Consider the following 14,998-nt stretch of genomic DNA (forward strand, 5'->3'; position numbering starts at 1 on the left):
GAACCCCTCTGATTATTTTCCCCCTTGCATTCCGTCTGCTGAATTTGCACTATGTAGTGACTGACAAAATTAACGAATAATGAAATTCGGACGAATAGACAGAGGAAGTAATGGCAGGCAATACGATTGGACAACTATTTCGCGTCACCACCTTTGGTGAAAGCCATGGTCTGGCATTAGGCTGTATTATTGATGGCTGCCCTCCAGGTCTGGCACTGACTGAAGCAGATATGCAGCACGATCTTGATCGTCGTCGTCCGGGAACATCTAAGTACACGACACAGCGTCGTGAAGCTGATGAAGTAAAAATCCTTTCCGGCGTATTTGAAGGCCAGACGACAGGCACGTCCATTGGTCTGTTGATTGAAAATACCGACCAGCGTTCAACAGACTATTCCAACATCCAGGATCTGTTCCGCCCCGGCCATGCCGATTATACCTATCACCAGAAATACGGGGTACGTGATTACCGTGGCGGTGGTCGCTCTTCTGCCCGTGAAACGGCGATGCGTGTCGCTGCCGGTGCGGTAGCAAAGAAATACTTAAAGCAGGTACATGGTATTGAAGTACGTGCTTACCTGTCGCAGATGGGTGATGTGAAAATCGATAAAGTCGATTGGGATCAGATCGCTCAGAATGCGTTCTTCTGTCCGGACGCTGACAAAGTCGATGCTTTCGACGAGCTGATCCGTAAGCTGAAAAAAGAAGGCGATTCCATTGGTGCAAAACTGACGGTGGTTGCCAGAAATGTACCGGTTGGTTTAGGTGAACCTGTTTTTGATCGTCTGGATGCTGATGTTGCCCACTCATTAATGAGCATCAATGCAGTGAAAGGGGTCGAAATTGGTGATGGTTTTGAGGTGGTTGAACAACGTGGCAGCCAGCACCGTGATGAAATGACCTTGCAGGGTTTTAAAACTAACCATGCAGGTGGCATCTTAGGTGGGATTTCATCGGGTCAGGATATTGTTGCTCACATTGCACTGAAGCCAACATCGAGTATTACCGTACCGGGCGAGACAATCACCAAGCAAGGTGAATCAGCAGAAGTGATCACCAAAGGGCGCCACGATCCATGTGTGGGGATCCGTGCAGTGCCAATTGCAGAAGCAATGCTAGCGATCACCTTGATGGATCACCTGCTTCGCCACCGCGGCCAGAATGCTGGTGTGGTAACTGAGACGCCGAAGATATAGTTTAGATACGAGTGTCTAGGAACTAGATTAGAGGGGCGAGTTTCTAGAATCTCGTCCCCAGTTACTCGTGACTTATTTTTTAGTTTCTCGCCACTCGCTTCTCGTCGCTCGTGACTTGTTTTTCTAGTTTCTAGTTTCTAGTTTCTCGCTACTCGTATCTTCTAACTTAAACACCGGTAATCTCCAGCTCCATTGTACCGCAGCCATGCGGGCAGCAAATCCCACCACCAAAGTGGCAATGGTCGCGATCATTTCTGGTACTGCAAAAACCATCATGCCGTAGTACATGCCGCCAGCAAGAAAAGCAACTGATGCATAAAGTTCTTTGTGTAGCACCATTGGTTGGCGGCGACAGATAAGATCCCGTAGCAGGCCCCCGAATATTCCAGTGACTACCGCAGAGACAATACAAATAATCGCCGGCATTCCCATGTCCATCGCGACACGGCAACCGATGATACTAAAGACAATCAGGCCTATCGCATCAAGAATAATGAAAACTTTATGGAAGCGAACGACCCATTTCGCAATAACCGTTGTTAACAGACCTGCAAAGCAAGTGATCACAAGGTAGTGAGGGTTTGCTACCCAGCCTAAAGGGTAATGGCCCAGTAAGACATCACGTACCGTCCCCCCACCAATTGCAGTAGCGCTGGCAACCAGCATTACTCCAAACCAGTCCATATGACGTTTACCCGCAGCCAACGCACCAGTCATGGCTTCGGCGGTAATACCAATTATATAAAGTGTTGTTAATAGCATGAGAAATATTCAGGACAAATAAAGAATGCAAAGGATAGGTGGATTATATTTGCGATTAACCTTTGATTCGAATGAAAAGATTTGTTTCATGCATTAATTCAATTCATGTTAAAAAGCGGCTTTAAAGCCCCTGTGTTCTTAATGGCTAGATAATTAATGAAATTGGTATTAGTGGCGATTGCGAACCAGATCGGGTAGGCTTCACCAGACCGTAAACGTAACCTTGATCGCCGATCAAACAGCAAAGAAGAGTGACCCAATATGATTCAGCAATACGAAGAAAAATTGCTTACCCTGATCGACCAAATGGTAGAAGCCGCTTCTGACGATGAACTATTTGCTGGTGGTTATTTACGGGGACATATCTCACTGTCTGCCGCCGATTGCGAGCTGGAAGGTGTGGCTTCTGTGGACGAGATGAAAAAAGCCGTTGATATCAGCTTAGTTGGTGCTCAGTCAGAGCTGAACCCTGCCGATCAGCTGATTGTGAAAGAAATGTGGGCGCAGCTGCAGTTAAAAGCTGAATAGAAAAAGTCGACTAAGCACATAAAAGACTCAATTTATCCAAAAAACGCCGTGATTGATTATATCAATCACGGCGTTTTTAATTGTTAATTTATAGCTTATTTTTACTTTTTACTATTTATGAAAGCGTGTCGTATCAGAACCATCGGCACAGCAAGCATACCACCGAGTAAGGTGCCTAAGATCAGAATTAGAGAGCGGTTAGGTTTGTCACGACTGCTTGGCTTTTCTACATTCTCTAAGAATCGATATGTGTCAAACTTCATGTCTTCTTTAATCTTAGTTTGATCAAGTAGAGCCAACTTTGCTTTAACCTGTTGAATTCGTGGGTCAATTAAACTAAAGTCGTTCACTGATTCAAGCGCTTTTACTTTTGCTGCCAATGCATCAGAACCCATATTGATTGCAAATATTTCTTTATCACCCAGATTCTGAATTGGTTTGGTTAACTGAGCGGATTTAGCTATCTCTAAAGCATATTTTGTACGTTGAATTTCAACTTCCAGGTTATTTTTCGCTTGTGACTCAAAAATAGTTAACGTTTGTGACAGTTCGTTCTTTTTCGCAGAGACAACAGCTCTTAAGTTGTTTATTTCGTCATCATAAACCTTACTGGAGACATAGCTAATGTAGCCATTCAGCATATTGTAGCTTTGCTCGCTGTTTATTGCTTGCAAGCTAAGTGAATAAACATCGTCCTGGCTCTGATCCGTTTGGCTAGCCTTAATTTTATCAAACCAAATTTCCAGAGTTTCATTGATTGCTTCTTCTGAGTGAATTTTATTGTTTGTTAAAAACTGCTGAAAGTCTTTGCTTCCGTGTAGATATGTTTTCTTGTTGGCCAGGGAATTGAAACTATAGAGAAACTGTTCAAAGAGTTTTTCAGCTTCTACCAAACTATCTAAAGTCTCATTGACTAAAATAGTGCCATCATCCTGATAGAGATCAAATGCTGGCTGAAATTGTTTAACTTGCAGCCTGAATTCCGCAAAATCGGTGATTTGTGGAGCGATCACCTTCGCTTTAGCTGACCACCATTCTTGCGCTGTGAATGCGTATAAAGCTGCAATAATGGTAAAAAATAGCGAAATAACAATGATCTGAATTTTCTCTTTCCACAGAACATAAAAAAATTCGGTTAAATTAATCTCATCATTACGGGATTGATTCGAGTTGGCAGGATGTTGTAATGGCGGTGTTGGTTGGTAATTTTGCGTAACATCTTTATTGTGTTCTGTCACAATTCTGCATCCATTAAATATTTTGTGCAAATCAACCCGATAGTGGGTAATTTCCAGTGTGGTTATTAGGTGAAAGATCAATCGGCTAAGGTAATTCCGACTGACTCAACTCTTCTTGCTGCTCAATATCTATTCAATAGAACAGGTTCAATTGGGTTGTATTAAAATCCAACAATTTGTTGTCTATGATGTTACTGAATCAAACACATCAACAAAGAATGATGCGAGTCAGTATAAATACCTATCAATAGATGGGCAAGTGGATCGCACTCGGATCGAATAAGTAAACTAGTCCCTCGACACTCGACACTCGTACCAAGTTCCTAGAAACTAGTAATCTTTCACATAAATTATGGATAGCTGGAGCACTTAAGCATGTCATCCCGGAATCGAGGAACGAGATATCCGGGATCCAGTTCTAACCGTGTGCGCCTTAGATTCCGTATAAGTTCGTTCCTCACTTTACGGAATGACGACGTTTGGTGATGGAACTCGTCAAAACTTCTGTGATTAAGTACTAGAAACTTGACACTCGCCCCTGTTTATCAATTCGCTGCCTTTCGCCCATACCACGGATTTCGCGCATCGGTCATATCATACAGGTGATACTTACGGTTCAGCATCTGTCCGCCATCACGGCTTAGCGGCATCCAGGCAATCGTTGCCCGGTTATTGCTTGGTTTCACCGTTAGGATGTCAAACGGAATCGAGATATAGAATCCTTTGTTATAGCTACCTTCACCAAATTCTTCCGCTGTCAGGTCGGTGATTGCCGCAAATGCCCCTGCAATCACACCACTGTCAAACTGCTTCGAAAAGTCGACCGTAAAGCCTCTGTCTTCGGCCAGGTATCGGCCTGCGCTGACTCTGAACAAGGTATTCGGTAACCATTCCCATTGTGGTTGGTAGTACACCGTTGCATGGCCAGTTAATGCGCCCGTTTGCACCCGGTAATCACGGCCGGTGAGTGGGTCAAACTGTTCTTCTTCGGTAAAGAAACCAAACTGCGAATCCGGATCACGTTGAATCACATAGTTGGCATCAATACCAAATGCCCAGTTGCTGCCAAGCGGGCGATAGAGGATCTCACTGCCCACGCCACCGAACATCATTTCCAGATAACCGCCATATGACTGGGCATACCAGTTATCAGCGACGTTATCCATCCAGGTCAGCTGAAGGTTATTCATTCGCAGTGGATTATCATTGATATACTGGCGAACTAAGGTACGAACACGCTTCAGATCCGTGCCATCAGGCGGTACTTCGTATAAGAACTTGTCGTAGTTATCGTACAGGTTGAGATAGACCGAACCACCAACCTCAACATGGTTGCCAAGCCAGTAGCTGGCACCGCCATTGATCCCGATATTAAACATATAGAAGTTTTCGGAACCGCCGAACGATTGCTGCAAAGTCGGCGAGACACTGAAATCCCAGTTGGAATCCGGTTTCGCAATACGCTGACCCTGAGGATCGGTTGGGTTGACAACGGTGGTACTGTCTTCGATGCTAGCCCCGATGTAACTATGGTTAGCAACCTTAGCAAACTGCTCAGCATCAACCCGGGTTTCCGTGGTCGGCTGATGATTAGCTGTTTCAATCAGGCGATATTCAGCCACTGCAGGGCCATGATTCGCAATAATTGTGGCAGCGCGTTCATGGGCTTGTGTGCGATCGCGATATTTGGTTTGCGGTGCCACAACGGTGACGGCATTATCATCAGCATAAATGGTTGAATTTTCATAACCAGCGATACGATGTAATTCATCGGCCATCACTTGCCACTCGGCATCACTGATATCACTGTTGCCATCTTTCGGGCGGTGGGCCGGTGTTGCTTCGTCTTGCCAGGTCGCTTTCAGATCATTGAAGTTGGTGTTGAGGTTAAAGCCAAAGGTCCAGGTATTGCCGCGCTCATAGCTGACACGCAGATCGCCCCAGCTACCTAAACGGTATAACACCCCATAGTTGATTTTGCTGTCTTGTGACATATCCACGCCACCGCGGGTAACCGGGAAATCACTGATATAATCATTGGCATCGTATTCTGCTTTCAGGCGCAGTGGCTGCCATGGTGTCTGGTACTCTACACCACCAAAGACGGCCGAGCAGCCGGTAAACCAGCGCTCAAAATCGACACTGCCGCCTTTGCCTTTATAAGCGGTATCACGACCACAGTCATTACTCTGTGTTTTATCACCTGTCAGATTGGCATTGTTGCCAATATAGCCCCAGCCAACCCCTAAGGTGACATCCAGCGGGCCAAAATGTTTGCTGGCAGCAATAAATTCGCCATCAAACAGGCCGGTACCGCCAAAGTCACGCACACCAAGCGAGGTTTCGGGTAACCAGTAGCTCTCTTTTAACAAGCGAACTTTAAAATCGATCCCTTTGTCGGTGTATTTGGTATCACCACTAAAACCTTCATCATCACTGTAGAGCAGATCTGGTACCAGGGTATAGCGAATGGTGGATTCCAGCCACGGCAGCAATTGCAGTGACACCGTATAGTGCTGGTATTCATCATTAAAAGTTCCGGCGACATTGAATTCACCTTCACGAGCCATTCGCCCCGTTGGCATTTGCATTAAGCCAACACCGCCGAAATCCGATTGCGACGGCTGAAATTCCGGATAACTGAAGCTGTCTGCCTGGGCATGAAAAACAGGTAATAGCGCTAAGGCGATTGCCGATAATGAGCAAAATGAGCCACATGATGTAAATGAAGAAGTTAAACGAGTATTCATTACAGCGCCCGGTTCCTTAGCAAATTAATAATATCCTGGTTTAACGTCGTAAAATCAGATGGCAGAGAGTCAAAGCCCATATAGATGATTGCGCCTGGGGCGATATCCTGATGTTTGTGATTCCAGTAAGCAATTTGATGCTGTTCTGCGACACCATCTGGCTGAATTACCCAGACATCACTATTCTCGGCATCTGACGTTGGTTTAGCCTGATCTAAATAAAATGCAGCATTGGCACGCTCTTGCCATAAAATATTTTTGCTGCGCCGAACTGCACCAAGCACCAATACAGATGTTGGTCGAGCGGGTAAAATCAACTGAAAGTCACCACTGAGTAACGGGCTGAGTGACGGTTGCATTCGCACCAAGTCGGGATCTAACGGTTGCATGATCCGATGGGCTAACATTAGCTTAGTGAGGGATCCTTTCAGTGCGTTAACCGTAGAGACTTGTTCAGCATCGTCTTGCCACTCTTGGGCCAATCGATCAAGTCGACTGAGCAACTGTTGTTTTTGTTGCTGCATCTGTTTTGTTTGTTTTTGGTCGTATAACGCAGCACCTGTCCAGAAAACAGGTTGAGGTGAGGTATGAACACGCTGACTTGGCAACGTCTTTATATTATTCAGGCCATCATTTAATACTTGATCTAACCGGACGGCAGATGAGTAAGTCAGCTGAATAACTTGATCATCATTAACCGATGTTGCTACAGAGACTGAGGTCGGTGTAGAAATCGATGTCGCCGGGGATGTTTGCGTTTTTGCCTGAGCCTGAACGACAAAGAGGGCACTTAGCAAAATACAATAAAATGGTAAAAGCGTTTTCATCATGATTCCATTTATGAGTAAGGCTTCAGTAATGTGATCTCAACATACGGCAGGTCAGGGGCTATTTTTTGTCTGCTTTGTAAGACCTTGCCAGTCGTTGGATGAACCCAGAAATCATTTTGATAGCTTGTATCTAAGCTATTAACGGAGACTGTTTCAACAAAATGCAGCACTTCAACAGGTTTTTCATTGTTTATCACGACTTCAGAGGCGACCTGTTCAAATTGAGAATTGAGGGTATAACCAAAGTGATAACCGGGTTGCCAGTCAAGCGTGCGTTGCCATGTTCTAGGTGTAGAAGGTAAATGTAACCCCAACGCCACGGGATCAGATTCCTGACTCTGAATGGCAACGAGATTGCCCATCGGCAGATTATGACTTTTTACCAGTCGTCCGTTTGCCGTAACCAGCATTCCGCGATCGGCAGACAGCCATTTTAGCTCTGTTACGGGCTGCAATGCGGTTTGTTGCGCAGCTGTTTTTTGTGAATTGGTCTTTTGCGAAACTATTTTTTGTGCGGCTTTGTCTCGCAAGATCAGGGCCGGCGTTGTTACGAAAGGGGCTTCGGCAAAAGCCAACACCATAAATGCCCGCGGTCCGTTATCTATTCGAGCATAAATACTGGCATAAGGCAGCTGCTCAACGTCATACGTACTTAGATTGGTATCGTTTTCGCCAAATAGTGCCAACTTTACCGTGTCGTTCACATCATTAAATTTCTGGCTGCATCCTGTTAATCCCATAGCCAGTATCAGGCATGAGAGCAGCGTAATTGTTTTATTATTTCGACGCATCCGGGTTGCTTAATAAGTAAGAAGAATATGAATGAAAATTATGGTGCAAGCTACTTTAACTCAACCCTAACCACGAATGGCTCTTAGTGCCGAAAGCCTAGCGCCCAAAGCCCAAAGCCTAGGTTTTACACCGTAATAAAAAAACAACCGCACGAATACCGTGCGGTTGTTGATAACTACAATTACAGCAAAAGATTAACCTTGAGCTGAAACAGAAGTAGTAGTAGCTGGGCCGTTATCTGATGAATCAGAGGCTGCAACAGCAACAGCTGCTACTGCTGCTGCTACGCCTACTGCTACTGCCGTTGCAGTAATACCGCCAGCCGCTGCTGCAGTCGCGCCTGCAGTACCAGCAGCTGCGCCAGTTGATGTTGCTGCTGTAGTTGTACCAGCAGTAGTCGCTGAAGTGGTAGAACCTGTAGTTGCTGCAGTTGTACCAGTTTCAGTTGCTGCGAACGCAGAGCTAGCCATAGTAAGAGCTGCCAGCAAAGCAATTGCTGTTTTCTTCATCCTATTCCCTTATTATTGTATAAAAATGATAAAAAGAAGGTAAACCTTCCCGTTAATGATATTTAGATCTTCCTTTAATAGCAATCAATCAGCGGCATGAATTGAAAATTATTATAAAATAGTCAAAGTTTTGGGCTTTCAGAGAAAGAGAGGGAATAGATATTTTCCATATGAGCAGGTATTCCCTCTACAGATAGGGGTATTGGTGAAAGAATAACCTAAGTGCGAGAGAAGCATTTGATTTATTGTCAAATAACTTTTTCGCAAATAACTTTTTCGCAAATAAGTAAAGTTAACAAATGATATTGGAGTCAGAGACGGTATCAGTATCTACTGATAAATAGCACAGTAAAACAATTTTTTTAGGTTTATTTATCTACACGTTTTCTGTAGTATACCGACGCTAAATTAGCTTTTTAAAAACAACATATTTTACTGTTTTGTCATCTTTTGATTTGTTGTCGCTTGTGACCCAAGCCTTTGATAAAAAGCTAAAAATAACAATCTTGCTGGCGATGATGATAGCGAATTGGGGGCTGAAACCTAAGGGCGGTAGCATGCCTGAATTCCGAGGTTGAGTGCCAAATTAGATGCATATCCGTTGCATACAAAACCGGTAGGTTGAATATTGAGCAGTAATGTTTGGACGCAGATCTCCTTAGTTAAATACAAGCGTGCAACCTACAATTCATCTTTTTTAACGAAACGGTCATGCTTTTAGTAATCATAGCAGCGTTATTTAACAAGTGGGTCATTTTTTTGACGAGTGGTTAAGTCATTATTCTCATTTGTTTATTTGTTTATTTGTTTATTTGTTTGTTTTTTGAATATGGAAAGATAATAAAAAGAACTAGTCATGCTTATTGATTACTTTTTTAATTAAAACAACACTAGATATTACCAGCTAAATCTTTTATATCATTTCAGATTTTCCATTCAGCTCTGACAATCAGATCTAACAAAAAATAGTATTAAAATCTGATCGCCCATCTAACATCTAGCTTTGTTATTTTCATAAATTCTTGCTGAACCCTGAACCCTGAACCCTGAACCCTGAACCTTAAGGTGGTTTGGGTATTATAGAGCCAAGGCTTATTAAAAGGATTGTTAAGGATGTTACTGCGTCCACGTCGGCATACTTTATCTAGCCGTCGTAGTTTATACCTTTGTGGTGGTGTTGCTCTGTTGCTTACCAGCCAGTTGATTCAAGCATCACCCTGGATTGAAACGGATGATGCATTTCTAAGAGCAGATGTACAGTTACTTGCAGATGCAGGCTTGATTCAAGCTTCTCTTAATACGTATCCCCTCCGTTGGAATCAAATTGGCGATGAACTCGAAAAGATAGCTCCTGAAGGTTTGACCGAGACAGAGCAGCTCGCCTATTACCATGTTCGATATACGTTAAAAAGTCGCCAATTACAGAGAGGCAATCGACAGACCAGATTCGTTGCTGGAAATCGTTTCCCTGACAATACAGGCTTTGGTCAGTTCTCTCGCGATGAATGGGGGCTTTATGGTTCGTATTCACACATGCAGGCCAATTATGCTTTTCGCGTTAATACCAATTACGTTAAACAGCGTGATGGGGATGATGATGAGACAGCTTTCAACTGGGATGGCAGTTTTGTGGCATTTTCTGTCGATGATTGGTATCTGGTTGTCGGCGCGGTAGATCGCTGGTGGGGGCCTGGCTGGCAGAATAGTTTGGTCTGGGATAGCAAAAGTCGTCCTGTTCCGGCCGTGTCGGTCAGTTATGCTGGCGTTGATACACCGATTTTAAAATCCTGGAGTATTGAGACGCTAGTTGGCAAACAGAATAGCAAACAGATCGGCAAACAAAATAGCAGCACAGGCAGTGACTATTTGTGGGCATCAAGACTGTCTTCAAAACCGTTGTCGTTTCTGTCTGTCGGTGCCAGCTATCAAGTCTGGTGGGGACAAGACGGGAAAAATTTAAGTGATCTGCCGGATGTTCTCTTTAATAAGAGTGATAGTGATGTTGCGATCACCAGCGTGGATGCCCATGTGCAATTGCCTAAGATTTCATTCCCCGCGCTTGCATTCACAAAGACAGCACAAATCTCTCATGGCGCTTACGTACAGTATACGACCTCCGATCAAGAGGGGAAGCCAGATGCAGCCATGTTTGGCTGGAGTGGTCAGACGGCCATTCATCGTCAGGTGGTCCGACTGATTTGGGAGCATCAAAACATTACTGGTTACGAAAGTACCGATGTACAAAACGCCCCCGATTACGCAAACCAAAGCTCTGTTGAACAAAGCTATCCAGGAAATAACAACGGTCAGTTTAGCGCCTCGTATGAATTGAAAAACAGTGATGTGATTCGTACGTTAATTCAATTCAGTAATGATCACGCACTGAATCTGGGGGTTTATTGGGGGGAAGATTGGGATAGCGACAGTCGAACAGTCAGTAGTCTGGAATATATATTTCCGATTGCATCAAGCCGTATTCATTTGGGTTACAGCAATGACAATTCTCATCAAGGTAATGACAATAACTTTTGGTTAGGAATGGATTACCGTTTTTAAATTTAGCACTATCAATATGCATAACTGGATATCATGATGTTTGGATTTCGTTATTTGGCAGCGTTGACAATCGCTGTCGTGTTAGGAACAAGTACTAGCTTTGCCGCTAACCCGACACCGGAACAGCTCGCACAGTTTAAGCGTTTGCCACCGGCTCAGCAGCAAGCATTGGCTCGTCAATATGGCATCGATCCTGCGATGTTGAACAACGCAGGTAGCCGTTCGTCGGCGCAGTCAGTCAGCGACAGTGAGCCAACAATCGAACCCCGCTCGGTTGTAGCCCCAAAGAGTCGTAACGAAGCTCAGTATGAAACATCAAGTGGCAAAACCATTCAGCCATTTGGCTATGATCTTTTTGCCGGCCAGCCAACCAGCTTCACACCATTAGCCGATTTACCGGTACCCAATGATTATGTCATTGCTGCTGGCGATGAAATCGTTATCCAGCTTTATGGTAAAGACAACGCAACCCATCGACTGGTTGTGGGGCGCGATGGTGCTATCCAACTTCCAAAATTAGGCCCGATAGCCGTCGCAGGTTTTCATTTCAGTGAGTTGAAAGAGAGCTTGGATGCACGCATTAAGCAACAAATCATTGGTGTCGATACCGCGATCAGCTTAGGGACATTGCGCACCATGCAAGTGTATGTGATGGGGGATGCTTTTCAGCCAGGTGCTTATAATGTCAATGCGCTATCAACAGTAACCCAAGCCATGATTGCTGCGGGGGGAATTAAAGAAACGGGTTCCTTACGTAAAGTACAGATCAAACGTAATGGCCGAACCGTTAAGCAGATTGATCTATATAATTTGTTGCTAAAAGGCAACGGCAGTGAAGATATCCGTTTGCAAGCGGGCGATACTGTCTTTATTCCAGCTAAAGGTGCTGAAGTTGTTGTTGAAGGTGAAGTGACTCGACCTGCAATCTACGAGTTGAAAGGCAAAGAAACCTTAAATCAGGTTCTGGCTATTGCCGGTGGCACTACAGCCACGACTTATCTTGAAAATGTGCTGATTGACCGCCGCAATGCAAAAGGCATCGATGTGTATGCTAAAAATCTGAATCAGGCATCTGCAGGCCATTTCATCATCCAAAATGGTGATACCATTCGCCTGCAAGCGAAATCAAGTACTTATCGTAATGCGGTAAGCGTGCGCGGTGATGTGGTTCGTCAGGGCGCATTCCAGTTTAGAAACGGCATGAAAGTCTCGGATCTGTTCGGCTCGTTGGCCTCTTCAATGAATGACAACGCCGACCTTGATTACGCCTTGCTCATCCGTGAGCGTAATGTGCAAGGTGATCTTGAGGTATTCCAATTCAGTCTGGCGAAAGCACTGCAAGACAAAAATAGTATTGATAATTACCGATTACAGCCAAAAGACAGGGTTTGGGTATTCAGTACCGCAGATTCTGATCCGGTATGGGCGCTTCAGCAAAAGAAACTGTATCAGCAAGCAAGAAGTGATAAAAAAGCGTTGGATAAAACTCGCACTATCACCCAAAACATGGGGCCACAATTTGATGCCCAGACAGGTGCAGAAATACAAGGAATTCAAACCAAGTCGAAAATAGCCTTGGATCAGCTTTCACAAGATGAAACGATTTCAACTAATCCATACAGCCGCGAAATTATGCTTGAGCCGTTGATTGAAAGGCTTAAGATGCAATCTTCAAACAGAGAGCCGGTTCAGATTGTCGAAATTCGCGGTGAAGTACGCTACCCCGGTGTATATCCGTTAGCAAAGCAAGTGCGCCTTCAAGATATTGTCAATGCTGCAGGCGGGTATAAAGAAACGGCTTATAAAACGAATATTGAAATCAGCCGAGTGGTGGAGCGTAATGGTGTAGCTAAAATTGAACACCTGAAAATACCGATGCCAGCATCGGCATCTGACTACCAGGCAAACGTTGCTTTACAGTCGAAAGATCGAATTAATGTCTTTGCTCGCCCGGAATGGCGTGGTGAATTGAATGTTGAAATACAAGGTGAAGTTCAGTTTCCGGGGCTTTACACCTTACAACGCGGAGAAACAATTGCTGAATTGGTTTCTCGTGCCGGTGGTTTAACCGAGTTTGCGTATTCAGCGGGTACCATTTACAGTCGAGAATCATTACGTCGCCAAGAGCAAGAACGTCTTAAGTTACTGAATGCCAGTTTACGTCAGGAAATTGCTAGCTTGACATTGCGTCGTCAAACGAGCAGCGCGCAATATCCAACCTCACCGGTTGATGCGATGGGTATTGTCGACGAGCTTGAAAATTCTGAAGCGGTTGGCCGTATGGTCATCAATATGCCAGATATCCTTGCTGATAGCGGTCGTGTAGATGTTCAACTTGAAGATGGCGATAAACTCTATATTCCACCACAGCGTGATGTTGTTTCCATCATGGGTGAAGTACAGTTCTCATCCAATCATATTTTTGAAGATAAGCTGACCGTTGAAGATTATCTGGAACGAGCCGGTGGGGTGAAAAAGCAAGCGGATGCTGATCGTATTTATGTGATCCGTGCAAATGGCTCGGTGATGCTGCCAAATAATGGTTACTGGTTCAGCCGCTCTAACAAACCGTTAGCACCTGGTGATACTATCGTGGTGCCTATTGATACGGATTATCTTGACGGGTTAAGTACCCTGAGTACGGCAACCCAGATGCTCTACCAGATTGGTGTAGCATGGAGCGCTGTTAAAGATTAATCATCGGAACACGAACAGAGCGATTTGCTCTGTTCATGTTTGTACAGCACATGAACGGAAATTGACTGACTATTAATTATGAATCAACCTATTCAACCCAACCAGCAGCCACCCACTGCGCCCCTGTCTACACCAATGCCTTCGCCTCTGTCGACACAAATGACAGCTTTTGCGCCACCACCGGCAGACGATGAAATTGATTTAAAAGAATTGATTATTGCCTTGTGGAAGGGTAAATGGCTTATTATCGCCACAACGTTTTTGTTTGCCGTAGCCGGCGTTCTGTTTGCGCTAAGCCAACCCAATATTTATAAATCAGATATTCTACTGGCACCAGCCAATGCAGAAGGTAAAGGTGGTTTGTCGGCTATGGCGGCGCAGTTTGGTGGCTTGGCTTCGCTGGCTGGGGTCAACCTTGGCGGTGGTGGTACGGATAAAACGAAAATTGCTTTGGCGACGCTGAAATCACGTCAATTTATTAGTGCATTTATTCACGAGCATGATTTGCTAGTTCCACTTCTAGCGGCTACCGAGTGGGATAAAATGCAAGATGTGCTGGCTATTGATCCTGGGCTTTATGACACTGAAACCCAACAATGGGTGAGAGAAGTCCAACCGGGACAAAGCGTGATACCGACTGATTGGGAAGCCTACAAAGCCTTTAGTAAACTATTGGCGGTTTCCGAAGATAAAAAGTCAGGGCTAGTGACTATCTCGGTTGAGCACTATTCTGCGGTATTAGCACAACAGTGGTTAACCTGGTTGGTACAAGATATTAATCTATGGACTAAGCGCCAATCGTCGCTAGAGACGGAACGTAATATTGCTTACCTAGAACAACAGCTACAAAAAACAACGATTGCAGACATGCAAAGTGTGTTTTATCAGTTGATTGAAGATCAAACCAAAAACCAAATGCTGGCAGAAGTGAGTGATGAATATTCATTTAAAGTCATTGATCCTGCGGTTGTATTTGAAGAAAAAGCCAAGCCGAAACGCGCATTAATCTGTGTACTTGCAATTTTACTTGGTGGAATGCTGGGTGTGGCGATTGTGCTCATTCGCCATGCGTTCCGACGCAAAGAAGAGTAGTATTATTAATACAAGGCGCTTCCAGCGACCTTCTTTATTAATGGCCAA

Annotated in this window: 11 protein-coding genes; 5 read left to right on the plus strand and 6 right to left on the minus strand. The window is 44.6% G+C overall.

What is annotated here, in order from left to right; genetic code table 11:
- The first annotated feature begins 110 nt into the window (after positions 1–110).
- Positions 111–1,196, plus strand: a complete 1,086-nt coding sequence (gene aroC / locus L4D76_RS26045; RefSeq protein ID WP_428443768.1) for a chorismate synthase — start codon at positions 111–113, stop codon at positions 1,194–1,196.
- A 123-nt stretch (positions 1,197–1,319) separates the two neighbouring features.
- On the opposite strand, the gene L4D76_RS26050 is transcribed toward aroC, so the two are convergent.
- The gene (locus tag L4D76_RS26050; RefSeq protein ID WP_428443769.1) at positions 1,320–1,958 is read right to left on the minus strand and encodes a trimeric intracellular cation channel family protein; all 639 of its coding nucleotides are present in this window, start codon (positions 1,956–1,958) and stop codon (positions 1,320–1,322) included.
- Positions 1,959–2,219: 261 nt separating this feature from the next.
- Between L4D76_RS26050 and L4D76_RS26055 the strand changes: the two genes are divergently transcribed.
- On the plus strand, positions 2,220–2,486 hold the full coding sequence (locus tag L4D76_RS26055; RefSeq protein ID WP_428443770.1) for a YfcL family protein: 267 nt from the start codon (positions 2,220–2,222) through the stop codon (positions 2,484–2,486).
- A 101-nt stretch (positions 2,487–2,587) separates the two neighbouring features.
- Here the strand turns inward: L4D76_RS26055 and L4D76_RS26060 are convergent, their stop codons facing one another.
- The 5 genes from L4D76_RS26060 to L4D76_RS26080 form a co-directional block, all read right to left on the minus strand.
- Positions 2,588–3,724 carry an LPS O-antigen chain length determinant protein WzzB gene (locus L4D76_RS26060; protein WP_428443771.1) on the minus strand — a complete coding sequence of 379 codons (1,137 nt, stop codon included), beginning with the start codon at positions 3,722–3,724 and terminating at the stop codon, positions 2,588–2,590.
- A 545-nt stretch (positions 3,725–4,269) separates the two neighbouring features.
- On the minus strand, positions 4,270–6,474 hold the full coding sequence (locus L4D76_RS26065; protein WP_428443772.1) for a YjbH domain-containing protein: 2,205 nt from the start codon (positions 6,472–6,474) through the stop codon (positions 4,270–4,272).
- Positions 6,474–7,301 carry a capsule biosynthesis GfcC family protein gene (locus L4D76_RS26070; protein ID WP_428443773.1) on the minus strand — a complete coding sequence of 276 codons (828 nt, stop codon included), beginning with the start codon at positions 7,299–7,301 and terminating at the stop codon, positions 6,474–6,476. The genes L4D76_RS26065 and L4D76_RS26070 overlap by 1 nt, the downstream gene beginning before the upstream one ends.
- Positions 7,302–7,312: 11 nt before the next feature.
- Positions 7,313–8,095, minus strand: a complete 783-nt coding sequence (locus L4D76_RS26075; RefSeq protein WP_428443774.1) for a YjbF family lipoprotein — start codon at positions 8,093–8,095, stop codon at positions 7,313–7,315.
- A gap of 195 nt (positions 8,096–8,290) precedes the next feature.
- The gene (locus L4D76_RS26080) at positions 8,291–8,605 is read right to left on the minus strand and encodes a hypothetical protein (RefSeq protein ID WP_428443775.1); all 315 of its coding nucleotides are present in this window, start codon (positions 8,603–8,605) and stop codon (positions 8,291–8,293) included.
- 1,113 nt (positions 8,606–9,718) lie between these two features.
- On the opposite strand from L4D76_RS26080, the gene L4D76_RS26085 reads away from it, so the two are divergent.
- The 3 genes from L4D76_RS26085 to L4D76_RS26095 all read left to right on the plus strand — a co-directional run bounded on the left by L4D76_RS26085 (position 9,719) and on the right by L4D76_RS26095 (position 14,950).
- Positions 9,719–11,161 carry a capsule assembly Wzi family protein gene (locus L4D76_RS26085; protein WP_428443776.1) on the plus strand — a complete coding sequence of 481 codons (1,443 nt, stop codon included), beginning with the start codon at positions 9,719–9,721 and terminating at the stop codon, positions 11,159–11,161.
- Positions 11,162–11,197: 36 nt separating this feature from the next.
- Positions 11,198–13,858 (plus strand): SLBB domain-containing protein, encoded by a 2,661-nt coding sequence (locus L4D76_RS26090; protein WP_428443777.1) that lies wholly within the window; start codon positions 11,198–11,200, stop codon positions 13,856–13,858.
- 135 nt (positions 13,859–13,993) lie between these two features.
- Entirely contained in the window at positions 13,994–14,950 is a 957-nt protein-coding gene (locus tag L4D76_RS26095) for a Wzz/FepE/Etk N-terminal domain-containing protein (RefSeq protein WP_428443793.1), read from the plus strand.
- The last annotated feature ends 48 nt before the right edge of the window (positions 14,951–14,998 follow it).

The sequence above is a fragment of the Photobacterium sagamiensis genome, assembly GCF_050337085.1.
In the GTDB taxonomy this organism is placed as follows: domain Bacteria; phylum Pseudomonadota; class Gammaproteobacteria; order Enterobacterales; family Vibrionaceae; genus Photobacterium; species Photobacterium sagamiensis.

What these genes read in the sequence shown, in the direction of transcription:
- L4D76_RS26070 (WP_428443773.1), bottom strand. Translation starts at nt 7,301, where the DNA reads ATGAAAACGCTTTTACCATTTTATTGTATTTTGCTAAGTGCCCTCTTT.
- L4D76_RS26085 (WP_428443776.1), top strand. Translation starts at nt 9,719, where the DNA reads ATGTTACTGCGTCCACGTCGGCATACTTTATCTAGCCGTCGTAGTTTA.
- L4D76_RS26065 (WP_428443772.1), bottom strand. Translation starts at nt 6,474, where the DNA reads ATGAATACTCGTTTAACTTCTTCATTTACATCATGTGGCTCATTTTGC.
- L4D76_RS26055 (WP_428443770.1), top strand. Translation starts at nt 2,220, where the DNA reads ATGATTCAGCAATACGAAGAAAAATTGCTTACCCTGATCGACCAAATG.
- L4D76_RS26075 (WP_428443774.1), bottom strand. Translation starts at nt 8,095, where the DNA reads ATGCGTCGAAATAATAAAACAATTACGCTGCTCTCATGCCTGATACTG.
- L4D76_RS26080 (WP_428443775.1), bottom strand. Translation starts at nt 8,605, where the DNA reads ATGAAGAAAACAGCAATTGCTTTGCTGGCAGCTCTTACTATGGCTAGC.
- aroC (WP_428443768.1), top strand. Translation starts at nt 111, where the DNA reads ATGGCAGGCAATACGATTGGACAACTATTTCGCGTCACCACCTTTGGT.
- L4D76_RS26095 (WP_428443793.1), top strand. Translation starts at nt 13,994, where the DNA reads ATGCCTTCGCCTCTGTCGACACAAATGACAGCTTTTGCGCCACCACCG.
- L4D76_RS26090 (WP_428443777.1), top strand. Translation starts at nt 11,198, where the DNA reads ATGTTTGGATTTCGTTATTTGGCAGCGTTGACAATCGCTGTCGTGTTA.
- L4D76_RS26050 (WP_428443769.1), bottom strand. Translation starts at nt 1,958, where the DNA reads ATGCTATTAACAACACTTTATATAATTGGTATTACCGCCGAAGCCATG.